15 protein-coding genes and 1 riboswitch are annotated in these 23,556 nt (G+C 69.0%); of the genes, 4 read left to right on the top strand and 11 right to left on the bottom strand.

What is annotated here, in order from left to right; translation table 11 throughout:
- Positions 1–24 precede the first annotated feature (24 nt).
- From BLT28_RS40550 to BLT28_RS31095, 3 genes are read right to left on the bottom strand one after another with little or no spacing between them, the layout of a single operon-like run.
- The gene (locus tag BLT28_RS40550) at positions 25–3,231 is read right to left on the bottom strand and encodes an AfsR/SARP family transcriptional regulator (protein WP_030433341.1); all 3,207 of its coding nucleotides are present in this window, start codon (positions 3,229–3,231) and stop codon (positions 25–27) included.
- Complete coding sequence (locus tag BLT28_RS31100; RefSeq protein WP_052408157.1) at positions 3,228–6,293, bottom strand: AfsR/SARP family transcriptional regulator; 3,066 nt, start codon at positions 6,291–6,293, stop codon at positions 3,228–3,230. The genes BLT28_RS40550 and BLT28_RS31100 overlap by 4 nt, the downstream gene beginning before the upstream one ends.
- Positions 6,290–9,538, bottom strand: a complete 3,249-nt coding sequence (locus tag BLT28_RS31095) for an AfsR/SARP family transcriptional regulator (protein WP_162184941.1) — start codon at positions 9,536–9,538, stop codon at positions 6,290–6,292. Before BLT28_RS31095 ends, BLT28_RS31100 begins: the two co-directional genes overlap by 4 nt.
- Positions 9,539–9,926: 388 nt before the next feature.
- Between BLT28_RS31095 and BLT28_RS31090 the strand changes: the two genes are divergently transcribed.
- Positions 9,927–10,775 (top strand): phosphatidylinositol-specific phospholipase C/glycerophosphodiester phosphodiesterase family protein, encoded by an 849-nt coding sequence (locus BLT28_RS31090; protein WP_030433344.1) that lies wholly within the window; start codon positions 9,927–9,929, stop codon positions 10,773–10,775.
- Between the two features lie 245 nt (positions 10,776–11,020).
- A riboswitch (cyclic di-AMP (ydaO/yuaA leader) is annotated at positions 11,021–11,217 on the top strand.
- A gap of 52 nt (positions 11,218–11,269) precedes the next feature.
- Entirely contained in the window at positions 11,270–11,866 is a 597-nt protein-coding gene (locus BLT28_RS31085; protein WP_407638766.1) for a transglycosylase family protein, read from the top strand.
- A 63-nt stretch (positions 11,867–11,929) separates the two neighbouring features.
- Here BLT28_RS31085 and BLT28_RS31080 read toward each other — a convergent pair whose 3' ends face one another.
- The 4 genes from BLT28_RS31080 to BLT28_RS31065 form a co-directional block, all read right to left on the bottom strand.
- Entirely contained in the window at positions 11,930–12,847 is a 918-nt protein-coding gene (locus BLT28_RS31080) for a molybdenum cofactor biosynthesis protein MoaE (RefSeq protein ID WP_030433346.1), read from the bottom strand.
- Complete coding sequence (moaC, locus tag BLT28_RS31075; RefSeq protein ID WP_030433347.1) at positions 12,844–13,326, bottom strand: cyclic pyranopterin monophosphate synthase MoaC; 483 nt, start codon at positions 13,324–13,326, stop codon at positions 12,844–12,846. Before moaC ends, BLT28_RS31080 begins: the two co-directional genes overlap by 4 nt.
- A gap of 6 nt (positions 13,327–13,332) precedes the next feature.
- A complete protein-coding gene (locus BLT28_RS31070) occupies positions 13,333–14,727 on the bottom strand; it encodes an NAD-dependent malic enzyme (protein ID WP_030433348.1) in 1,395 nt (464 codons plus the stop codon).
- 101 nt (positions 14,728–14,828) lie between these two features.
- Complete coding sequence (locus BLT28_RS31065; protein WP_030433349.1) at positions 14,829–15,014, bottom strand: hypothetical protein; 186 nt, start codon at positions 15,012–15,014, stop codon at positions 14,829–14,831.
- Between the two features lie 104 nt (positions 15,015–15,118).
- Between BLT28_RS31065 and BLT28_RS31060 the strand changes: the two genes are divergently transcribed.
- Together BLT28_RS31060 and BLT28_RS40545 are read left to right on the top strand one after the other, a co-directional pair.
- Positions 15,119–17,377, top strand: coding sequence for a helicase-associated domain-containing protein (locus BLT28_RS31060; RefSeq protein WP_030433350.1), 2,259 nt, complete (start codon positions 15,119–15,121; stop codon positions 17,375–17,377).
- A gap of 345 nt (positions 17,378–17,722) precedes the next feature.
- Positions 17,723–18,412, top strand: coding sequence for a hypothetical protein (locus BLT28_RS40545; RefSeq protein ID WP_156051783.1), 690 nt, complete (start codon positions 17,723–17,725; stop codon positions 18,410–18,412).
- Positions 18,413–18,482: 70 nt separating this feature from the next.
- Here BLT28_RS40545 and BLT28_RS31050 read toward each other — a convergent pair whose 3' ends face one another.
- From BLT28_RS31050 to BLT28_RS42635, 4 genes are read right to left on the bottom strand one after another with little or no spacing between them, the layout of a single operon-like run.
- Entirely contained in the window at positions 18,483–19,082 is a 600-nt protein-coding gene (locus BLT28_RS31050) for a GTP-binding protein (RefSeq protein ID WP_083383798.1), read from the bottom strand.
- Positions 19,063–19,674, bottom strand: a complete 612-nt coding sequence (locus tag BLT28_RS31045; protein ID WP_081900856.1) for a DUF742 domain-containing protein — start codon at positions 19,672–19,674, stop codon at positions 19,063–19,065. Before BLT28_RS31045 ends, BLT28_RS31050 begins: the two co-directional genes overlap by 20 nt.
- A gap of 28 nt (positions 19,675–19,702) precedes the next feature.
- Positions 19,703–20,125 carry a roadblock/LC7 domain-containing protein gene (locus BLT28_RS31040; protein ID WP_030433695.1) on the bottom strand — a complete coding sequence of 141 codons (423 nt, stop codon included), beginning with the start codon at positions 20,123–20,125 and terminating at the stop codon, positions 19,703–19,705.
- A complete protein-coding gene (locus BLT28_RS42635; RefSeq protein WP_030433696.1) occupies positions 20,125–23,214 on the bottom strand; it encodes a nitrate- and nitrite sensing domain-containing protein in 3,090 nt (1,029 codons plus the stop codon). The genes BLT28_RS31040 and BLT28_RS42635 overlap by 1 nt, the downstream gene beginning before the upstream one ends.
- Between the last annotated feature and the right edge of the window lie 342 nt (positions 23,215–23,556).

Here is a 23,556-nt window from a genome sequence, read left to right as displayed (position 1 = left end):
TCCCCCTCACCGACCCGCACACCACTACACCGGCAGCGCGTTGGCCTCCGGCATCCCCATCTCCACGAACATCTCATGCGCGGCGCGCAGGTGTACCACAGCATCGACGTTGTTTCCCAGGGCGCGACAGGCCAGCCCCAGTACCTGTACCGTCCAAGCCTCCCAGACCCTTTGGCGCGTCTCGCGATGCAGGGGCAGGGCGCGGTTGGCGTGTTCAACCGCCTCCGCCGCCTCGCCCACGTGAAGGTGGCTCTGCGCAAGGGAAGTCATCGCCCTCGGCTCGCACAGTCGGAGCCCGTTGTCGACTGCGCACGCGAGCGCCTTCCGGCCGGACTCCACCGCCGCAGCGCCTTCGCCGAGCGCACGCTGCACCGCCGCCAGGCCGATCAGGGCGTCAACCGTCCCGTGCTCGTAGCCGATCTCGCCGACGATGCGCACCGCCTCCTCCTGCACCGGCAGGGCGCGTTCCGGCTGACCGAGCTTCACGTAGGCCGAGGCGATCGTGTTCAGCGCCTCCACCTCCTTCAGCCGGTTCCCGGTCGCGGCCGACAACCGCAGTGCCGCGTTGGCGTTGGCCAGGGCACTGCCGTACCGGCCGAGCAGCAGTTCGGTCACCGCGATCTCGTCGAGCACCGCCGCTTCGTCGTGGCTGGAGGAGATCTGCCGCCAGACGGCCAGGGTGCGCTCGAAGCCTTCGAGGGCCTCGGCGAACCGGCCCGCCTCCCGGTCGAGGATCGCGAGGTTGTGCCCGGCGACGCCCTCGACGTGCCGGACGTTCAGCTCGGCGGCGAGCGCCCGGGACTTTCTGAAGGTCGCGACCGCGAGGTCCACCTGGCCGATGTAGGCGTAGACCGTGCCGAGGTTGAGCATGCAGTTGGCCAGCCCGCGCGAGGCGCCGAGCTCGTCCTCGAGCGCCAGCGCCTGCGTCAGGATCGACACGGCCGCCGCCTGGTTCCCGGACATGGCGTTGGAGACGCCCATGTTGCTCAGCACCTGTGCCTGGCCGCGCCGGTCGCCGACCTCCTGGTAGAGCGAGAGCGACTGCGTCGAGTACTCCAGCGACTTCTCGTTGTCGCCCATGCACCAGTACAGCATCGAGAGGCTGCGCATCTCGGCCGCCTGACCGCGGGTGTCGTTCTCCTCGACGGCCGCGCGCAGCCCGAACTCGGCGACCAGCCGCCAGTCGGCGTCATCACGGGTGTGCCGGAAGAAGCTCGTCAGATAGGTGGCCACGTGCCAGGCGACCCACCGCGGCCCGTGGTCGGCGGTGAACACGACCGCGGCGATCAGGTTCGCCCGCTCGGCCTCCATCCACGCGTGGGCGTCGAGCAGTTCGGTGAACTCCAGGCTGTCGACCTCGATCCCGGTCCGCACCGGGGGGAGGTAGTACAGCTCCGGAGTGATCATCGCCGCCGCCGCCGCGCTGCTGGCCGCGTAGAAGGCGAACAGTCGTTCCCTCGCCGCGGCGCGATCGGCCGCCGCGTCCTCCACGGTGGACTGTTGCTGGGCGAACAGCCGCACGAGGTCGTGGAACTGGTACCGGCCGGACACGTGCTCGTGCACCAGGCTCGCCGAAACCAGCCGGTCCAGCAGATCGGCCGCGTGCTCGGCGGCAACTCCTGCGAGTGCCGCGGCGGTGTGCACGGTCACGTCGGGCCCCGGCTGCAACGCCAACGCCCGGAAGAACCGGCGGAGCTCGGGCGACAGCGACGTGTAGGACAGCGCGAAGGTCGCGCGGACGGCGGCCTGCTCGTCCTCGTCCACCGCGAGCACCGCCAGGCGGTCACCGTCGCGCAGCTGCCGCACGTACTCGCTCAGCGCGGTGCGGCTCTGCCCGGCCAGGTTCGCGCCCGCGATCCGCAGTGCGAGGGGGAGGTTGCCGCACAGGTCCGCCAGTTCCACGCCCGAGCTGCGGTCATCAGCAAACCTCTGTGTACCAAGGAGATCACTGAGCAGGCTCTGCGCCTCGTCCGCCGCGAGCACGTCCAGCGACTCCAGCACGGCACCGTCGTCGGCCAGCTCCCGCAAGGTGTCCCGGCTGCTGACGAGCACGGTGCAACCGCGCTCCTCCGGCAGGAACGTGCGGACCTGGTCCGCGTTGGCGACGTTGTCCAGCACCATCAGCACTTTCCGGCCTGCGAGCTGGTCTCGCAGCATCGCGCTCTGCTCCGGGACCTCCAGCGGCACCTTCTCCGGAGCGACCCCGAGCGCGCGGAGGAAGCGCGCGAGCACCTGACCGGTCGAGGGCGCCGTCCCGGAGGAGTAGCCGTGGAAGTTGGCGAAGAGTTGCCCGTCTGGAAAGTGTTGCTTCAGCTGGTGCGCGACCCGCACGGACAGGGCGGTCTTGCCCACTCCCGGCGGGCCGGACAGCACCGCCAGCCGCGGCCGTTCGTGCACCAGCAGCTCGATCAGTTCGCGCCTGCCGACGAAATCCGCGATGTCGGCGGGCAGCTGCTGCGGAACGACCTTCGCCGGAGCCGCCGCCTCGGCGACAGGCGCGGCAACGGCGGCACTTCCGGTCAGAACCCCTTGGTGCAGCTCGCGAAGCTCGGGCCCTGGCGAGACGTCCAGCTCCTCGCGCAGGACGGCGGAGGCGGCCCGGAACGCCTCCAGCGCCTCGGCCTGCCGCTCGCACCGGTAGAGCGCCACCATCAGCTGACCCCAGAACCGTTCCCGCAGCGGGTGTTCCGCGGTCAGCGCGCGCAGCTCCGCGATCACCTCGCGGTGCCGTCCCAGTCGGAGGTCGGCGTCCACCCGCTGTTCGAGCGCGGTGAGCAGCTCCTCCTTGATCGAGGCGATCTCGTTGTTGTCCAGCGAGTCCGAGACGACGTCGGAGAGCACCTGGCCGCGCCAGAGCGCCAGCGCCTCGCGCAGCAGCCGGATCTCCTCCTCCGGCTCGTCGGCCTGCCGCGCGGACTCGACGAGGCACCGGAACCGGTCGAGGTCGATCTCGTCCACCCGGATGACGTAGCCGCCTGCCACTGTGCTGATCAGGCCGTCGTCTCCGAGCAACCGACGCAACCGTCCAATGTGGATGTGCAGCGCGTTGCGCGCCGTGGGGGGCCGCTCCTCGCCCCACATGATGTCCATCAGTTCGCTCGGGCTGACCGGCTGCGGCGCACGCAGCAGCAGCGCGGCGAGCAGGGTGCGCAGCTTCGCCGCCTGCACGGGCCGGACCTCGCCGTCGACGAGGACTTCCAGGGCGCCGAGCACCCGGAACTCGATGGTCATGGCGTGCCGTCCAGCAGGGCCCGCACCGCCGCGGCGGTGTGCACGCCCATCTCGACGAACATCGCCTCGGCGAGCTGCCACGTCTCCCGGGCCTCGTCCACCTCGCCGGCGTCCCGGAGCAGGAGTCCGAGCACGTGCAACCCCTCCGCCTCGCGAATCCGGATTCCGTGTTCCCGTGCCTGTTCGATGGCGGCCCTGGCGTAGGCGATGGCCTGGAAGACCGTCCCGGCGCGCAGTCCGGTCCTCGCGAGGCCGATCGCCGCGTCGACCTCGTGCCGCACGAAGCCCGCCTCGCGCGCCGCGTTCATCGCTTCTCGGTAGTTCGCCCGAGCCTGCGCCAACTCGTCCAACGCGAGGTGCGCGGATCCGAAGACGATGGAGACCGCGACGTTGCCCCATTTGTCGGTCTCGCTGACCAGTTCCCGGGCCTTCTGCGCCTCACGCATCGCGCCCTGCCCGTCTCCCTCGAAGGCGAGCAGTTCACCGAATCCCACGTGGGCCAGGGCCTCCGCCTGGTGCAACCCGAGTTCCGCGCACCGCTCGATCGCCTCCTGGACCGCGCCGCGCGCTCCTTCGAAGTCACCGAGCTGGTAGCGCACGTTCGCGAGGTTCGCCAGGTGGTTGGCGTAGCTGTCCCAAGCCCCCTGCTGCGCCGCGAGCCGGATGGCGGCTTCGTTGTGTTCGGCCGCTTCCCGGAACCGCCCGAGCTCCTGGTACGCGAGGCCGAGGTTGCCCCGTGTGTTGGCTTCCTGGTGGCGGGCGTGGACCTCCTGGTAGATCCGCGTCGCACGCCGGAGGTAGTCGATGGCTCGGATGTTGTCGCCGAGTTCCCAGTGCACACCGGCGCAGTTGTTGAGGATGTTGCCCAGCTCGAGGGATGAGGCGCCCTGGTCCGCGGCGGCCAGCGCCTTGTCGTACTCCACGAGCGCACCCCGCGGATCGCCGCTGATCCAGGTCAGGTGGGCCAGGTGGGAGTGCATGGTCGCGACGGCACCGCTGTCGTCCACCGCGACGGCGGTGGCCAGCCCGCGCTCGGCGATCTCCCGGCAGTCCACGTTATGCCCCTTGGCCAACAGGTAGGTCCACAGAACGTCGACGAATTGCCAGAGGTGTTCGTTCCGTCCTCTTCGCGAGGCGAGCGCCACGACGGCACGCAGGTTGGCGCGCTCGTCCTCCATCCACGCCTCCGCGCCGGCACGGTCGTTGAACGGAACGCCGATTCGCACGCGCTCCGGCAGCTTGTTGGTGTAGGCGCGCAGCGGCAACAGCGTGCGCGCCGTCCCCGCGGCGAAGAGGTGCCAGTCCAGCAAGTGCTCCACCGCCGCGTCGATGTCTTCCGCGCGCTCCTCGGCCGTCACCTGCTCGGCTGCGTACGCGCGGAGGAGATCGTGGAACTGGTAGCGACCGTTCTGGTGGCTCTGGACGAGGTTCGCGGTCACGAGCTCGTCCAGCAGCGCGCTCGCAGTGTCCAAAGTGGAATCGATCAGTGAGGCGGCCACCCAGGCGGTGAAGTCCGGACCGGGCACGAGCCCCAGGAACCGGAACAACCGCCGCGCTTCGGCCGACAACGTGCCGTACGACATCGCGAACGCCGCCCGGACCGCCGAACCGTCGACCGCCAGCGCCGACAGCAGATCACCGCCACGCAGGCCGTCCACGTACTCGCGCACCGAGCACTCCTGCTGTGCGATGTTCGCCCCGGCTATGCGCAGCGCGAGGGGCAGGTTCCCGCACAGCCGCGCCAGCTCCGCGCTGGCTTCGGGATCGTCCGGGACGGCGTCGCCGACGAACTCCGCGAGCAACGCCAGCGAATCCGCTTCGGTCAGTACGGACAGGGCGACCGCTTCAACCCGCTCGTGGTCGATCAGCTCGCGCAGCACGCCGCGGCTCGTGACCAGAACCGCACATCCGCCGGTGTCCGGGATCAACGGCCGCACTTGCTCCGCGTCAATGGCGTTGTCCAGCACCAGGAGAACTCGCCGGTCGGACAGCTCGGAGCGCAGCATCGACGCCTGCTCGTCGACTGAGGCCGGAACCCGATCTGTGGGAACTCCGAGCGCGCGGAGGAACCGGGCCAGCACCTGCCCCGGAGTAGGCCGCGCGTTGGCCGAGTAGCCGTGCAGGTTCACGTGCAGTTGCCCGTCAGGAAAGCGATGCTTCAACCGGTGCGCGACTCTCACCGCGAGCGCCGTCTTCCCCACTCCCGGCGGCCCGGACACCACCACGAGCTGCGTCCCCGTGTCCAACAGACGGCTGATCCGATCGACCAGACCCTCTCGCCCCACGAAGTCACTGATGTCGCCAGGCAGCTGTTGCGGCACAACGATGTTGCTTCTCGGCGCCGCGACTTCTCCCACCAGGATGGCGTGGTGCAGTGCGCGCAGCTCCGTGCTCGGCGCGATGCCCATCTCCTCGTTCAGGGCGTTCGCGTAGTCCCGGAACACCATCAGTGCTTCCGCCTGCCGCTCCGAGCGGTACAGGGCGAGCATCAGGTGCCTCCAGAAGCGCTCCCGGAAGGGATGGTCCGCCACCAGCGCGCGCAGTTCGCCGACCAGCTCGCGATGCCTGCCCAACTCCAGGTCGACCTCGATCCGCTGCTCCAGCACGTCGAGCAGTTCCGCGTTGAGCTGCTTGATCTCGTTGGCGTGCAAGGAAACCGATGTCACATCCGCCAGCACCGGGCCCCGCCGCAACGACAACGCCTCATTCAGGAGCCGCGCCCTGGTCTCCCTCGACGTCGACTTCGCCCTGCGCACCAGCTCGCGGAACCGCACCAGGTCGATCCGCTCCGTGGCGAGCACGTACCCCCCGCCCGCCGTCCTGATCACGTCTTCCCCGAGCAGCCTCCGCAACCGCGCGATGTGCGTTTGCAAGGCGTTGCGCGCCGTCGTCGGCTGCTCATCCCCCCACAACGCGTCCAGGAGCTCCACGACGCCCACCGTCCGGCCCGCGTGCAACAGCAAGGCCGCGAGCACCGCCCGCTGCTTCCCGGCCTTGACCGGTACCACCCGCCCGTCGACCAGCACCTCCAGCGCGCCGAGCAGCCTGAACTCAACGCTCATCGCGCCTGGCCAAGCAACTCCCGCACTCCGTCGGCCTCCGGCATCCCCATCTCCGCGAACATCTCCACCGCCCGCTCCCAGTGCTCCAGCGCCCCGGCCCGATCACCGGCCACGAACAAAGCTTGCCCGATAACCCGAAGTGTCCGCGCTTCCCCAGGCCGGTGCCCCGTCTCCCGGTGCACCGCCAAAGCCTTCCGCCCGAACGCCACCGCACTCCCCGCCCGCCCCACCGCAAGGCAGCACACAGCGAACGCCGTCAGCGCGGAACCCTGCGTCGTCAGAAATCCGCCCTCAGCGCTGACTCGCACCGCCTGACGTGCCAGCCTCAACCCAACAGCAGGGCGTCCCAGCTCCGCGTGAACGGTCGCCATGTCCAGCAATGCCCCGGCCTCTGTCGACCTGGACCCGAGCGACCTGGCCAGTTCGAGCGCGTCGGTGTACCAAACAATCGCTTCATCCAACTCCCCCATTCTCTGCCGCAAGTACCCGAGCCCCCACAGGTAGTCCTGCTCGACTTTTCGCTCACCTATGTCCCGACAATCGGAAAGACCCATCTTGAAGCACTTGTCGGCTTCACCAAAGAGACCCATGTCGACATTGACATTCCCCAGAAGGTGCAGGATTTGATAGATTCCAAGATCGAGCTCCACATACCTCTGTCGCGCCTGCTCCAAGAGTTGACAAGAAAGCCCCAGCTGACCGAGGCGCCAGCTACAGTAGCCCCAATTAGAGAGAACGTTTGCCTCGCCCCAGGAAATCTTGAAAAGTCGACAAACCTCGAACGCTTCGCGATACAACTCGACAGAGTCCAGCAGGCGGCCTGAGTCGCTGTAGATCATCGCCAAGTTGACCAGCGCAGGAGCCACAGCAGGATCGGGAACTGACCTGTCGAACAGCGCGGCAGACTGCTCCATAGCCTCCGCAGCTCTCACAAGGTCCCCAATGTCCCAGTACACAATGGCAAGGTTCATCAGTGACGACTGCAGTCCAGCTTGATTACTCGCTGCAGCCCACATCGTGACCGCTGCAGCAAGATTTTCGACGGCGGCATCAAACTTGCCCTCAGCCCACAGCGCCGTACCCAACCCCTGGAACATGGCTGCCTCAGACTCCTGATCACCCTGGCGCCGCGCTCCGTCAAGTCCCACAGAACACATGTGCAGCCACTCCACAACGCGATGCTTTTTGTAGAGATAACCGCGTAGCACACTGGGTATCAACCAACAAACTTCAGGAAGCTGAACAGAACGCGCTGAGTCCACGACTGCAACAAGATTGCCAAGCTCTCTCGTCACCCACTCAGAGGCTTCCCCGACCGAACGGAGGTCAACCGAGGAGAGCGAGGAAAACTTTCCAGGGAGAGAATGCTCTCCCTTTTCCGGACTGACCATCTTACCTGCGCGAACGGCCCCAAGAAGATAGAACCCGTAGACACGAAGCTCCACATCACGACGTTCCTGGATATCGACGTTCGACCGCAGGCACTGCTCCGAAAAGAGTCTGATGAGATCGTGGAACTGATACCGCCCGGGGTATGGTGCTTCCAGCAAGTTGGCAGACACCAAGCGATCAAGCAGCGGAACCACCGCAGGCATTCGGGAGCCAAGGCAGGCTGTCGCTACCTCTGCCCCGAAATCCCGTCCAGGCACGACCGAGAGGAGACTGAGAGCCGACTGCAGTTCATCTCCAAGCGAGGAGTACGAGAGCATGAACGCGGACGCCACTTCTGCTTGCTCGTCACCGGAAATCGCAAGTATCGAAAGGCGGTCGCCGCCCCGCAGACGTCGTACATATTCGTCCAGCGCTACCCCCTCGGCGAGGATATTAGCGCCCGCAATGCACAGAGCAAGTGGCAGCCGGCCGCAGAGCTCGGCCAGATCATTAACGGACTCACTATCTGCAGACTCTGCCCGGAGCAGAGTCCCAAGGAGTTCGACGGCCTCAGGTTTCTCGAGCGCACCGAGACGAATGACCGTTTCCAACCCGCCTGACACCACCCCGACCAGCCTCTCACGGCTGGTCACCAGTACGCAGCATCCGGGCACCTCAGGAAGTACACGGCGCACCTGCTCCACCGACGCCGCGTTGTCCAAAAGAAATAGGACGCGTCTACCCACGAGGTGCGCTCGAAGTACCTCGCGTTGCCCCTCAAGCTGAGCTGGGATCTCCTCCGGGGCAGCCCCAAGAGCGCGCAAGAACCTGGCCATGATCTGTTCAGCCGTGGGAGGTTCAGCGCTGGAGTATCCGTGGAGATCGACATGGAGCTGCCCACTCGAGAAGGTAGAAGCGAGACGTTGTGCCACATGCACGGCCACGGCAGTTTTTCCTACGCCAGGCGATCCGGAAATTACCGCCACCGGACATCTGCCCACATCAGCTTTCAGCGCGGACAGCAGCGCGTCGACAACTTCCCGACGTCCAGTGAAGTTTCCAGCTCCGGCAGGAAGCTGCCGAGGAATGGCGATCGACTCGGCCTGTGTGACTGCTTCCTGCCGCTCAATCTGTCCAGACAGGATATCTATATGCAGCTGCCGGAGCGCTTGCCCCGGCGCGACGCCAAGCTCCGCGTTCAGGACCCGTGTAGCCATACGAAAGGCTTCCAGCGCCTCTGCCTGCCGACCGGATCGAAACAGTGCGAGCATGAGTTTTTCCCAGAGGCTTTCACGTAGTGGGTATGACGTTGTCAGAGCGCGTAGCTCGGCAACTACCTCGACATGCCGATTCGCGCGAAGCTCCAGATCGACTTTGCTCTCCGCTGCGTTGAGCAGTTCGCTCTCGATCTTGTCCAGCTCCTCGTCCAGTGCGGACCGGTCCCGGAGGTCCGGCAGCAGCGGACCGCGCCACAGCGCTGTGGCCTTTCGCAGCAACGACAGTGCGTCCTGGCCACTGGCGGTTCGCGCACGCCCAACCAGCTCACGGAAGCGCTGAAGATCAACGCCGTCCGTGTGGATGAGATAGCCGCCCTCGACGGTGCGGATCAGGTCCGAAGACCCCAGCGCCCGCCGCAGCCGGGTGATGTGGGTCTGTACCGCGTTGTAGGCGTCCTTCGGGGCCTCCGAGCCCCACAAGTGTTCGATCAGACGCGGCGTTCTCACCAGCTGGTTGGCATGGAGCAGAAGTGCCGCCAGAACGGCTCGCTGTTTCGGTGCGTTGATCGGCACTACCTCACCGTCGATCACGACCTCGAGCGAACCGAGCACCTTGAACTCGACTCTGGCCCCGCCTGTCTCCCGCTCGCGGCGCATGACTGTCCCCCTCATCCGTGTGACACGCCGACAACCAGGTCTCTCCCCGGACCGGTGACGGTCTCTCCACGCACACCTCTATTACATAGGTGGCGTTGCGAGCATCGCGCCTGGTGAAGCAGGGTGACGTGCAGTAGGCGTTCTTTGCGGCATTGACCGGAACGGGACGGTGTTGCCTGCCCCTCTCGGACTACAAAGACGACCCCCCGTTATCGAGCCGTCACCAAGTGCCACTAACGTGTCTCGCGCCACAGGGGCAACCCGCCCATAGTGACGAACGTCCCCCTACCGGCCGTCCCGCGCTCGGCGGCCGGACTCGCGGCGTTCATCGCCGGTCCATCCCGAGCGCCTAGCGTCCGAGCGGTCGACGCCGTTCGAGGAGGTGGCCATGCAGGCATTCCGTCGCATCGCGGTCCTCGTGCTGGCGATCCTCGGAGTGCTTGCAAGCGCCACGGCACCCGGCGTGGCCGGGCCGCGCGTCAAGCCCCTTGCCCAGGCCCACGCGCACAACGACTACGAGCACGAGCGCCCGCTCTTCGACGCCCTCGACAACGGCTTCACCAGCGTCGAGGCCGACATCTACCTGGTGAACGGTGCCCTGCTCGTCGGGCACGACCCCTGGGACCTGCGGCCGGACCGCACTCTCCAGTCCCTGTACCTGGAGCCGCTGCGCAAGCGCGTGACCGACAACCAAGGGAAGGTCCACGCCGGTCGGCCGGGCCTGTTCCAGTTGCTCGTCGACCTGAAGAACACCGGCGCCGCCACCTACACCGAACTGGACCGGGTGCTCCGCTCGCCGCGCTACGCGTTCATGTTCACCCAGTACATCTCCGGCAAGATCGTTCGCAACGCCGTTGACGTGGTCGTTTCCGGGGATCGTCCCCGTGAACTGATGAGCGGTCAGCAGCACCGCTTCGCCTTCTACGACGGCCGCATGACGAACCCGTCCGACCTCGGCCCGGGGGCCGACGCGAAGCTCGCGGCCCTCGTCTCCGACAACTGGACGAAGCTGTTCACCTGGAACGGCGTCGGGCAGATGCCGACGGCGGAGAAGGCGAAGCTGCGGGAAATCGTGACGATCGCGCACAAGGCCGGGCAGCGGGTCCGCTTCTGGGCGACGCCCGACGCGCCGGGCGCGGAACGCGAAGCGATTTGGCGAGAACTCGTCACCTTTGGAGTGGACCACCTCAACACGGACGACCTGAGCGGACTGCGAGCGTTCCTCACAAGGGGCTGAAGGGTCGTACTTCTACTCCACATGGGGTCTTCACCCACGTGACCCAGAACTCACCGTCGGTAATTGATCCGGGGTTGGAAACGGCCCGGTAACGGTGCCTCGAACTGGCTAAACCTTCCTGATCGTCAAATGCCCCGTCGGCGTTACAGTGACGACGGTCACACCCTCAGACGTTTGGGTTGGCCGTCGCCGTTACGTACGGTCGCTTCTCGGTTGGCCCCGAAACCCAACCGACGCAGTGCCGGAGACCTGACGCGCCAAATCCTGTCCAGCAGGTCCCCGGATACGACCCCGAGCGGAAAGACAACTTCTGGACAGGAGCGTGAGAGCACTCCGGGCGTCCCGAAACGCCCTAGGGGTGAAGCCGGTCCCGACCGGCCGGGCACTCCCCGACAGAGCCCGAACCCGACAGCTCACTCGCAGGTGCGGTAGGAGAGAGAGAAATGACTTCTTACCGAGGCAAGCACCGCAAGCAGTCCACCACCGGTCGCAACGTGGCTCGCCTGGCTGTCGCCGGCGCCGTGGCCGCGGCGCCATTCGTCGTGACCGCAGGCACCGCCTCGGCCGCCCCGAACTGGGACGCCCTCGCCAAGTGCGAGAGCGGCGGCAACGCCAGCATCAACACCGGCAACGGCTATTCCGGCCTTTACCAGTTCAAGCAGTCCACCTGGCTGGCCTATGGTGGTGGCGCTTACGCGAAGAACGCCCACCAGGCGACCGCTGCACAGCAGACCGAGATCGCAGCGCGTCTTCTCGCGGCACGTGGCCCGGGCCAGTGGCCGGCCTGCACCAAGAAGACCGGCTGGCACAACGGCAGTGGCGGCGGCGGTGGTGGTGCTGTCAAGTCGAAGCCCGTCTCGAAGGTGACCAAGAAGGCTGCTCCGAAGCCGGCCGCGACCCCCGCGCCCGCCGCTGCTCCGGTTCAGACCAAGAACGGTGCTGACTACACCGTGGTTGCCGGTGACACCCTGTCCAAGATCGCCGCGGCGCAGAACGTCGCGGGCGGTTGGCAGGCCGTGTTCGAGCGCAACAAGGACGTCATCAAGGACGCGAACCTCATCTTCGTCGGGCAGCAGCTCGACCTGAAGTGACGTTTGTCCTGGTGAAAGGCCCCGACCAGCGATGGTCGGGGCCTTTCGCGCGTCCAGATCGAGCTAGGGGCAGTTGACCCACTCTTCGGTTCCGTCCGCGAAAAGCTGGCGCTTCCAGATGGGCAGTCGTAGCTTGACCTCATCGACGAGATCAGCGCACGCGACGAACGCCTCACGGCGGTGGGCGGCCGAGACCGCGCACGCCAGGGCGGAGTCGCCGATCCCGAGATCACCGATGCGGTGGCTGACGGCGAGCGCGTAGACCTTCGGGTGCCGGGCGGCCACGTCCGCGGCGACCTCGGCGATCACCTTCTCGGCGCTCGGATGACCCGAGTACTCCAGCTCGCGCACCCTGCGACCGCCGTCGTGGTCCCGGACAACGCCGGAGAACGTGACAACGGCGCCCGCCGTGTGGCTGGCCACGAGATCGGCGTGTTCGGTGACGTCCAGCGGCGACTCCGTCACCACCGCGCGCAACACCTGGGCCGACGACTCGGAAGACGCGGCGTGGTCACCGCCGCGCAGCTGCTCGACCGCGTGATCGAGAACCCCGTCGAGCACGTCCAGGCCGTCACGCACGCCGCCGGTTGAGCCGGGCAGGTTCACCACGAGGGTCCGACCCGCGACGCCGGCGACTCCGCGCGAAAGCACCGCGGTCGGCACCTTCGGCAGGCCCTGCGCGCGGATCGCGTCCGCGAGGCCGGGGATCTCGTAGTCCAGCACCGACCGAGTCGCCTCAGGAGTGCCATCCGTCGGCGAAATCCCGGTGCCGCCCGTAGTGATCACAACGTCCACCCCGTCCGCGACCGCGGCGCGCAAGGCGGTGGCGACCGGATCGCCATCGGGAACGACGACGGGGGCGGGCACGGAGAAGCCTTTCGCGCTCAGCCAGGACTGGATGACCGGACCGGTCTTGTCCTCGTAGACGCCCGCCGCTGCGCGGTTCGACGCCACGATCACCTTGGCCGTTCGCGTGGTCATCGACCCTCCGGGCGCGTCCACAGGCCGGTCTTGCCGCCTTCCTTGCGCTCGACGCGCACGCCGTCCAAGGTCGCCGCCGGGTCGACCGCCTTCACCATGTCGTGCAGCGTAAGGCCGGCGACGGTGACCGCGGTCAACGCCTCCATCTCGACGCCGGTGCGGTCGGTGGTCCGCACGGTGGCGGTGATCCGGACCTCGGAGCCCTCCGCGTGCAGGTCCACGAGCACTCCGGACAGCGCGATCGGGTGGCACAGCGGCACGAGGTCGGGGGTGCGCTTGGCGCCCATGATCCCGGCGATCCTGGCGGTAGCCAGCGCGTCGCCCTTGGGCAGACCGTCCCTGCGCAACAGGGAGACGACCTCATCAGTGGTGCGCAGCACGCCCGTGGCGACCGCGAGCCGCGCGCCCGGCTGCTTGCCGGACACGTCGACCATCCTGGCCGCACCGGCCTCGTCGACGTGGGTCAGCTCCTCCGCCACGCCGGTCTAGCCCTTCGCCTGCACCGCGGCGGCGCGGACGGCCTCGGCGACCGCGGGGGCGACGGCGTTGTCGAACACGCTCGGCACGATGAACGAAGCGTTGAGGCGGTCACCGTCCACCACGTCCGCGATCGCGTGCGCGGCAGCGACGAGCATGTCATCAGTGATGGTGTGCGCGTGCGCGTCGAGCAGTCCGCGGAAGACACCCGGGAAGGCCAGCACGTTGTTGATCTGGTTCGGGTAGTCGCTGCGACCCGTGGCCACGACGGCCGCGTGCTTCTGCGCCTCCAGCGGGTCGATCTCCGGGTCCGGGTTGGCCAGCGCGAACACGATGGCGTTCTCCGCCATGGTGGCGACCTGCTCCGCGCCGAAGAGGTTGGGGGCCGAGACGCCGATGAAGACGTCCGCGCCCACCAGCGCCTCGTGCAGCGTGCCGCTCATCTTGTGCGCGTTGGTGTTCTCCGCGATCCAGCGCAGGTTCTCGTCGACCAGGCCCTCGCGCTCGGTGTGCACGATGCCGTCGATGTCCACCGCGATGATGTCGCCCGGCTTCTGCTTGAGCAACAGCCGGATGATCGCCGAACCGGCCGCGCCGACGCCGCAGACGGCGATCCGGCAGTCCTCGATGTTCTTGCCGACAACGCGCAGGGCGTTGCGCAGCGCGGCCAGCACCACGATGGCGGTGCCGTGCTGGTCGTCGTGGAAGACCGGGATGTCCAGCTTCTCGCGCAGCCTGGCCTCGATCTCGAAGCAGCGCGGGGCCGCGATGTCCTCGAGGTTGATGCCGCCGTAGACGGGGGCGATCAGCTCGACGGTGCGGATGATCTCCTCGGTGTCCTGGGTGTCCAGGCAGATCGGCCAGGCGTCGACGCCGGCGAACTTCTTGAACAGCACCGCCTTGCCCTCCATCACCGGCAGGGCGGCGGCGGGGCCGAGGTTGCCGAGGCCGAGCACGGCGGAGCCGTCGGTGACCACGGCCACGGTGTTGCGCTTGATGGTCAGCCTGCGCGCGTCCTCCGGGTTGGCCGCGATGGCCTGGCAGACCCGGGCGACACCCGGTGTGTACGCCCGGGACAGGTCGTCGCGGTTACGCAGCGCGACCTTGGAGGAGATCTCCAGCTTGCCGCCGAGGTGCATCAGGAAGGTGCGGTCGGAGATCTTGCGGACCTTCACGCCCGGCAGCACCGAGAGCGCGTCGGTGATCACCGTGGCGTGGTCGCCGGAGAGCGTGTTACAGGTGATGTCCACGACGACGCGGTCGGAGTGCGACTCGACGACGTCGAAGGCCGTGATCACGCCACCGACCTTGCCGATGGAGCTCGTGAGGTCGCCCGCGGCGCTCGCCGACGGCGGCGCCTCGACACGCACGGTGATCGAATAACCCGGCCCCGGAACCGGCATTGCACCCTCCCCGGTCAGTGCTGCTCAGCGGTGCGCTCAGCCTAGACCTCGGAGGAATCCGGCACTCGCACGGCTCGGAAAGCCGGGGAGGGGCGCCTCACCTACTTGTTGATGACCGTGACCGGGTGCTCGTAGTGCACGTCCTCGGCGGGGAAGGTGATCTCGCCGAACGGGGACTGCGCGCCCTGGGTGTGGCTGGCGAGCTCGCTGACCGGGTGGTGCCCGTCGGCGGTCTCGCCGGGCCAGGTCGGGTCGATGCGCTCAGGGCGGCGGGCGGCCTTGGCCACGGCTCCTCCTCAACTAGGGAAATACCCGCTCAGTGTGCCTGATGGCCCTCGGCGCCGACGCGCGGCCATAGGCAGCGAAAACCTCGCCATATAACGTGGTACTGATGTCCGGTCACTCTCTCGTCGACTGGCTGCGCGCGCAGGACGAGCAGGCTCTCGTGGAGCTGCTACGGGCGCGCCCGGACCTGGCGACCCCTCCCCCACCCAACACCGGCGTGCTGGCGACCCGAGCAGGCATGCGCGCGTCGGTCGTGCGCGCGTGCGAGGACCTGGACGCCTTCACCCGCACCGTGCTCGACGCGCTGGTCGTCGCCGGGGCCGATACCGCCCCGCAGCCGTTGACCAGGATCAACCGTTTGCTGGGCAAGGGCGTGCCCGCCGCGCGGACCAAGGCGGCCGTGCAGCGGCTGCGCGAGCTGGCCGTGGCGTGGGGACCGGACACCGCGCTCAGCGTGGTGCCCGCCGGGACGGAGGTCACCCCCCAGTTCCCCGGCAACCTCGGCAGGCCCGCCCCGCAGCTGGACGAGCTGGACCTGCCCGAGCTGCTCGACGGGCTCGACCCGGCCGAGCGCAGGCTGCTGGAGACCCTGGCCGCGGGCCCGCCGATCGGGCGCACGAAGGACGCCGGGCGCGCCGTGCCGCTGGAACGCGCGGAGAACCCGGTGCAGAGCCTCATGGCTCGTGGCCTGCTGCTGCGCCGCGACAACGAGACGGTGGAGCTTCCCCGTCAGCTCGGTCTGCTGCTGCGCGGCGACCGGCCGATGGGCCAGGTGCAGGTGACCCAGCCGGAACTGACGGTCACCGGACGTGAAGTGTCCACTGTGGACGCAACGGCGGCCGGTGCCGCGCTCGAACTGCTCCGGCACGTGGAAGGCCTGATCGCGCTGTGGTCCGCGGAACCGCCCGGCGTGCTGCGCTCCGGCGGGCTCGGCGTGCGGGACCTGCGCAGGCTGGCCAAGGAACTGGACGTCGAGGAGGCGCGCGCGGCCCTGCTCGCGGAGCTCGCGCTGGACGCCTCGATCATCGACAACAGCGGCGGCAGCGAGCCGGAATGGGTTCCGACGACGCACGCCGACTCGTACCTGGCCGCGGCCGCGGACCAGCAGTGGGCGACGCTGGCGGTGGGCTGGCTGGAGCTGCCGCGGCTGCCCGCGTTGGCCGGACGCCGGGACGAGCGGGACAAGCTGCTCAACCCGCTCTCGAACGAACTGCGCCGCCCGAACGCCGTGCGCGAGCGGCACCGGGTGCTCGGTGTGCTCGCCGAGCTGCCGCCGGGTTCCTGCGTCGGCGACGTCGAACAGCTCGTCGCGGCACTGGCATGGCGGGCGCCCGCGCGGGGCGGACGACTGCGCGACGACCTCGTGCGCTGGATCATCGACGAGGCGACCGCGTTGGGAATCGTCGCGCTCGGCGGCCTGTCGACAGCGGGGGCCACACTGCTCAACGAGGGCCCCGGCGAGGCGGCCAAGCGGATGTCGGACTCGCTGCCCGAGCCGATCGACCACGTCCTCGTCCAGGCGGACCTGACGGTCGTGGCGCCGGGCAGGCTCGAACCCGAACTGGCCGCGGACATCGCCCTGGTCGCGGACGTGGAGTCGGCGGGCGGCGCAACGGTCTACCGGCTCACCGACAGGACGGTGCGGCGCGCGCTGGACGCCGGGCGCTCCGCGGCGGAGCTGCACGAGCTGTTCGCGAAGCGCTCGCGGACTCCGGTGCCTCAGTCGCTGAGCTACCTGATCGACGACATCGCCAGGAAGCACGGGCAACTGCGCGGCGGTCCCGCCGGGTCCTTCCTCCGGTGCGACGATCCCGCGCTGATCGCGGAGGTCCTGGCCAACCCGGACATCGCGCGCCTGGAACTGCGCCGCATCGCACCGACCGTGCTGGTCAGCCCGCTCGCCTTGATCGACGTGCTGGACGGGTTGCGGGAGAGCGGCTACGCGCCCGCGGCCGAGGGGCCGGACGGGGCCGTCGTGGACCTGCGTCCGGCCGGGCACCGCATCCCCGGCCGTCCCCAGGGCACCAAGCGGCTGTTCTCACCCGCCCGCCCGAGCGTGGAGCAGCTGGCGTCGGTGGTGCGGCAGATCCGGGCGGGCGACCGGGCGGCGGACGCGCCCCGCGGAGCCGCGGTCTCCACGGCGGCGCTGGGGACGGCGGCCACCATGGCGCTGCTCCAGGAGGCCGCGGACACCGGCCGGAGCGTGTGGGTCGGCTTCGTCGACTCCAACGGCACCGCGAGCCAGCAGATCGTCACGCCGGTGCGGGTGGCGGGCGGTGTGCTCGAAGCCTTCGACGCCGTGGTCGGGCTGGTGCGCCGGTTCCCCCTGCACCGCATCACCTCCACGGCCGTGGTCGAGGACTGACCCACGTCTCAGTGATGATCATCCACTTTGGAGTGACACTACATGCGGCCGAAACTTCTCTAGTCATCAACGCTCCGACAGTGTCCACAGTGGACTAAATACGTGTCATTCACGCCATTAGCTGGCACAACCGGGTAGTTGCTCGACGTCCCTCCATTGTGGTCGGTCTATACCCGTTGTGATGTCCCGTTCCGCCATAACGTGATGGGTGGCTGCGTCCACTCGCCCCACACGGGTGCCGCATGCCGGAATCGGACAGTGCCTGGCCGGCCCGTCGTGGCCCGGCCGCATCTAGGAGGAACCCCGAAAATGCCCATCAGCAGGTTGGCGCGGAGATTCGCAACGGTGACCGCGGCGGTAGCCATGTCGGTCTTCTTCATGTCCGCGGGTTACGCCGGTGCCGCCACGGTGGACGCCGACGTCGACGCGAAGGTCGGCGCGAACGTCGGCGTCGGGGTCAAGGTGAGCCCGATCAAGGTCGGTGTGAAGGTCGGCGGCCCGATCAAGGCCGGCGTCAAGGTCGGCGCCGGGGTCGACGCGGGCGTCAAGGTCGGTGCGGGCGCGGGCGTGAAGGTCGGCGCGGGCGCGGGCGTGAAGGTCGGCGCCGGGGTCGACGCGGGCGTCAAGCTCGGCCTCAAGGTCAAGCTGCCGATCAAGGTCGGCATCGGCATCGGTGCCGCGGTCGACGCGGACGCCGACGCGGGTGTCGGTGTCGGTGCGGGCCGCTCCGCCGCGCCGAAGGCCGCCGTGGCCGCGAAGGCCGACGTCAAGGCCGACGTCAAGGCGGACGCCGCCGCCGGTGTCCGCGTCTCCGCGGGTGACCTGAAGGTCAAGCTGGCCGCCAAGGTCGACGCTCAGGTCAAGGTGGCCGCGGGCCTGAAGACCGACAAGATCGGCGCGTGCGTCAGCGCCCCGAGCATCGGTGCCTCCGCCTCCGCCACGCCCGCCGTCAAGGTCGGCAACGGTGGCGTCCTCGGCGCCCTGATGGTCAAGCCCTCCATCAAGGGCCTGAACCTCTGCGCGGGCATCGGCTGATCACGCCGTAGCGAGAACGAAGCGGGAGCCCCGGTCACCGGACCGGGGCTCCCGCTTGTGTCCGTTCCGGTCAGGCGCCCACGGTCATCCACTGCCGCATCGCGTGCTCGACGAGGGTGATCAGCGCGTGCTTGGTGGACTCCTTGGTGCGCGCGTCGCAGGTGACGATCGGGACCGAGTCGTCGATGGTGAGCGCGTCCCTGACATCCTCGACGCGGTGGTGCAGCATCCCGTCGAAGCAGTTCAGCGCGACGATGTAGGGCAGCTGCCGGTCGTCGAAGAAGTCGATGGAGGCGAAGGCGTCGGCCAGCCTGCGGGTGTCGACCAGCACGATCGCGCCGATGGCGCCGCGGACCAGGTCGTCCCACATGAACCAGAACCGGTGCTGGCCGGGCGTGCCGAACAGGTACAGGATCAGGTCCTGGTCCAGCGAGACGCGGCCGAAGTCCATCGCCACCGTGGTGGTGACCTTGCCCGGCGTCGCGGAGAGGTCGTCGACGCCGACGCTGGCCTCGGTCATCACGGCTTCGGTGGTCAGCGGAACGATTTCCGAGACCGAACCGACGAACGTCGTCTTCCCCACACCGAAGCCACCGGCGACGACGATCTTCGCCGAGGTCGTGGCCTGCCGGGTGTCCGGGGTGTGCGGGTTAGAGCCTGCGGAGGCCACTGAGCACCCTTTCGAGGAACGCAAGGGACGGCCGGTCCCCCATGACCAAGCCGCTCTGGTGGATCATGACGAGGCCGAGGCCCGCCATGTCACCGATCAATACGCGTACCACGCCCAGTGGCAAACGCAAGTGCGCGGCGACTTCTGCAACCGATCGGGTCTCCAGGCAGAGCCCGCAGATCGACCGGTGCTCCGGCAGCACGGCCGCGTCCCGTTCCCGGCCGCGGTCGCTGGTGGAGATCAGCGCCTCGATGGCCAGGTCGTAGTCGGGCCGCGTGCGTCCGCCGGTCCGGGTGTAGGGCCGGACCAGCGAACCGGACTCGGTGAACGGGTCGGGCTCGTCCACCACCTGCTGTGCGGGCACGGCCGGGATCGGGGACTCGTCCACCATCCCGCCGCCGAACAGGTCGGCACCCGGCCCGCCGAACAGGCCGGTACCGCCGAGGCCGTCGCGCGGCGACAGCAGCGGGGGCTCCTGCGGTGCCGCACCGGTGGTCTCGCCGTCGTCCTCGGGTTCGTCGTAGCGGAATCCGCCCAGCGCCCATTCCCGGTAGTCGAAGCGGTCGCTGGAGAACCCGGGTCCCGTCGTCATCACGACCTCACCCCACCCGACTCTTCGCTTACCTGCGTACGACGCCTTGCAGCTGCGCCCGCAGTTCCGGCGTCAGCTGCTGGCCGACCCGGTCCACGAGCAGGGTCATCTCGTAGGCGATCAGGCCGATGTCGCAGTTCGGGGCCGCCAGCACCGACAGGCAGGCGCCGTTGCTGATCGACATGAGGAACAGGTAACCCCGCTCCATCTCCACCACTGTCTGGGCGACGTTGCCTGCCTCGAAACACCGTGCGGCTCCCTGGGTGAGGCTGACCAAACCGGAAGACACCGCGGCAAGTTGTTCCCCGCGATCGCGCGGCAGGCCCTGGGACGCGGCGAGCAGCAGGCCGTCCGCCGAGACCACGACTGAGTGGGCGACACCCGGGACCCTGCGCACGAAGTCGGTGATCAACCAACCGAACGTGCCAGGCTGCTGGACCGACTCGTTCACTACTGCTCCTCGTCCTGACGGCCGTGACCTGGGCCGGACTGCTCCGACTGGCCGCGATCGGCGGCCAACGTGTCAATCCTGGCATGCCGGCCCCGGCGCAGACCCTGCTGGAAACTCGACATCCTGCCACGGACGTTGTCCGGCGTGCGAGAAGTCTGCGGGGCCCTGGCCGCGGGAGCGCCCGCGGGGGCCTGCGGACGCGGCGCCGCGGAGCCCGGCACGAGCTGCGCCTTCGGCACCCGCTTCGGCAGCCCCGCCGCGGTGACGCCCTGGCTGACCGGGTTGTTCAGCAGCGAGTTGGCCGCCTCCCAGCCCTCGTCGCCCGGCGACTGCCAGACCGACTGCGGCATCCGGGGCGGGGCGGCCTCCTGCGCGGGGGCCGCGGGCTGGTCCGCGGGGGCGGACCGGACGGCCCGCTGCCGCTTGGGCAGCGCCTCCTGCTTCGGCTGCGGCGCGGGCTCCGGCTCGGCCGGAGCCTGCTGCGCGGGGGTCGGCTGGGCCAGCGGCTCGTCGACGGTGGCGCTGAGCGCGGGCTCGCCGAGCGGCATCTCCCTGGCGGGCGCGGCCTGCTTGGGTTCGGCCGCCTGGAACCACTGGGACAGGATCTCCTCGTATATCGGCAGCCGCTCGGTCGGCGCGTCGTCGCGGGGGATCTCCCTGGGCCTGGTGCCGTTGAAGGCGGTGTTGGCCGGGGCGGACCCGTCGACCGGTGCCGCGTCGCAGGAGCCGGAGAACTGGCCGTTCGAGTCGGGCCGGTCGTCCTCGTAGTGCACGACGGGCTGCTCGTCGACCGGCAGCGCGGGCGGCTTGGCCGGGTCGAGCTCGCCGCCCGCCGCGACCACCTGCACGTCCAGGTTCAGCTGCTCCACCGGTTCCGGGGCGGCCTGTTCGGCGGTCCCGTCCGCACGGTCGGCCTCGGCGAGCGCGCGGGTGACGTCGCCGACCGTCAGCGGCGGGGTGGAGCCTGCGGCACCGGAGTAGCTCGACGCCTGGCTGGTCTCGGCCGGGGTGTGCACGAACAGCGAGTTCGACTGGAACTCCGGGGCGGGCTGGCTGGGCTGGCTCACCTGGATCGGCGAGCCGGGCTGGCCGACGGGGGCGACCGTGCCCGTGACCGGCCCGCCCAGGGTGGTGGTGCGCGGCGGGACCGGCTGCACCAGGTCGGCGGGGATGACCACGAGCGCGGTGGTGCCGCCCTCGATGTCCTCGTTGGAGCGCAGCTTGACCTGGACCTGGTGCCGCTTGGCCAGCCTGCCGACCACGAACAGGCCCATCCGGCGGGACACGGCGACGTCGACGTCCGGCGGCTCGGCCAGCCGCTGGTTGGCCTCGCGGATCTCGGCGTCGGCCATGCCGACCCCGCGGTCGGAGATCTCCACCGCCAGCTCGCCCTTGCGGGTCCGCGCGGTGCGCACGACGACCTTGGTCTGCGGGTCGGAGAACGCGGTCGCGTTGTCCAGCAGCTCGGCGACCAGGTGCACCAGGTCGTTCACGGCGCGGCCCTGGATCGCCAGGTCCGGGGCCTGGCCGACCTGGACCCTGGCGTACTGCTCGACCTCGGAGACCGCGGCGCCGATGACATCGGAGATCGGCACCGGCTTGGTGAGCCTGCGGGTGAGGTCGTTGCCGGAGAGCACCAGCAGGTTCTCGCTGTTGCGGCGCATCCGGGTGGCCAGGTGGTCCAGCTCGAAGAGGTTGGACAGCTGGTCGGGGTCCTGCTCGTCCTGCTCCAACCGGTCGATCAGGTTCAGCTGCCGCTCCACCAGCGCCTGGCTGCGGCGGGAGAGGTTGACGAACATCGCGTTGACGTTGTCGCGCAGGATCGCCTGCTCGGCGGCCAGCCGGACGGCCTCGCCGTGCACCGCGTCGAAGGAGCGGGCCACCTGGCCGATCTCCTCGGTGGTGTGCACGGGCACCGGAGCGACGGCGATCTTGGACGCCTCGGTGGGGTTCGGCGCGGCGAGGATCTTCTCCACCGCGTCCGGCAGCTGGTGGTCGGCCACGGCCAGCGCGGTCTTGCGCAGCACGCGCAGCGGGCGCAGCAGGGACCGGGCGACGAACAGCGCCAGGATGACCGCGAGAGCGAGGGCACCGAGGACGAGCGCGGAGTCGCGGATGGCGTTGGTGCTCGCCGTCGTGGCCAGGCTGGAGCTGTCGCTGCGCAGCTGCTCCAGCAGCTTGGACTCGACGTCGTAGATCAGGTTCACGGTCAGCGTCGCGGCCACGTCCCACTGCTCGGGGGTGGCGGTGAGCTGCTGGCCGGACTCGGCGTTCTGCAGCGCCGATTCCTCGATGTTGTTGGCGACGTCGACGATGAAGCCGGTCACCATGTCGTCGAAGAGCCTGCGCTGCTCGGAGGTGGCCGCCTTGCGGAAGTCGTTGCGCGCGGCCTGCAGTTCGGCATCGACGGCGAGCAGCTGGCGCAGCTGACCGGGCGCGAACTTCTTCTGCTGCAGCGCGTCGAGCAGGATCGCCCGCTTGCGCGAGGTCTGCTCCTTGACCCTGGCCACCGACAGCACGCTGGCCTGGAGGTTCATCAGCGTCGGGTTGTCGGTCTGGGCGAGGCCCAGTTCGGTCAGCGAGAGCAGCTCGTCGATGGACTCGCTGTAGGAGCGCAGCAGCGCTTCCTCGGGGTAGCGGGAGTCCTGGCCGTTGACCGCGAGGCGGAGCTTGGTGAGCCGGTCCAGCTGCTGCGCGGCCTTGTCGTAGGTGGCCCGGTGGCCGGGGGTCAGCTCCGGCCCCAGCTCCTTGACCTGCCTGCGGAACTCGTCGACCGAGTCGACGACGCGCTTGCGCTGCCGCTCCATCACGACCTGGTCGCCGCTGCGCCCGCTGGAGACGTAGCGCACGGTCAGGTCGCGCTCGCGCTGGAGGTTGTGCACCAGGACGGAGATCGTGCTGCTGAGCCGGACCTGGTTGGCCAGCTGCTCCAGCTTGGTCGCGGCGGCGAGGTCGGAGGTCACCCGCAGCCCGCCGAGCGCGAGGGCCGCGGCGGTGGGGATGAGCAGCACAGCGAGCAGCTTGGTGCGCAGCCGCCAGTTCCGCAGCCGCCACCGCGAGGCAGGCGGGTCCTGTTCGGTGTCGGTCACCGGCGCGACGGCCGACGCGGCGGCGGCGCTGGTACCCGCCTCGTCTCCGTCACGCTTCGCAGCCGTCCCGTCACCCTTTCCGGGGTTTTCGGTGAGAAGGGCTTCCCCTTCACCGGTCCGGCTGGGACCTCTCTCTCGACGCGCCACCCTGGGCTTCCTCTTCCGGCAGCAGTAACTCGATCCCTCCCCGGACCGAGGTCGGACTTGCGAATGCGGGCCGCATTGCAGCACAGTCCCGGCCGCCAACGCCAGCCTCACCAGCGCTGAGCAGCGGACTTCCCCTGCGTCGGGCCACGGGTCGCTAGCCAGGGGAGCGTAGTGGTACGGACCAGCGAACGGGAA

Source organism: Allokutzneria albata (assembly GCF_900103775.1).
Lineage (GTDB): Bacteria > Actinomycetota > Actinomycetes > Mycobacteriales > Pseudonocardiaceae > Allokutzneria > Allokutzneria albata.
Note: the sequence above shows the minus strand (reverse complement) of the source record. Positions and strands in the feature narration are given on the sequence as shown.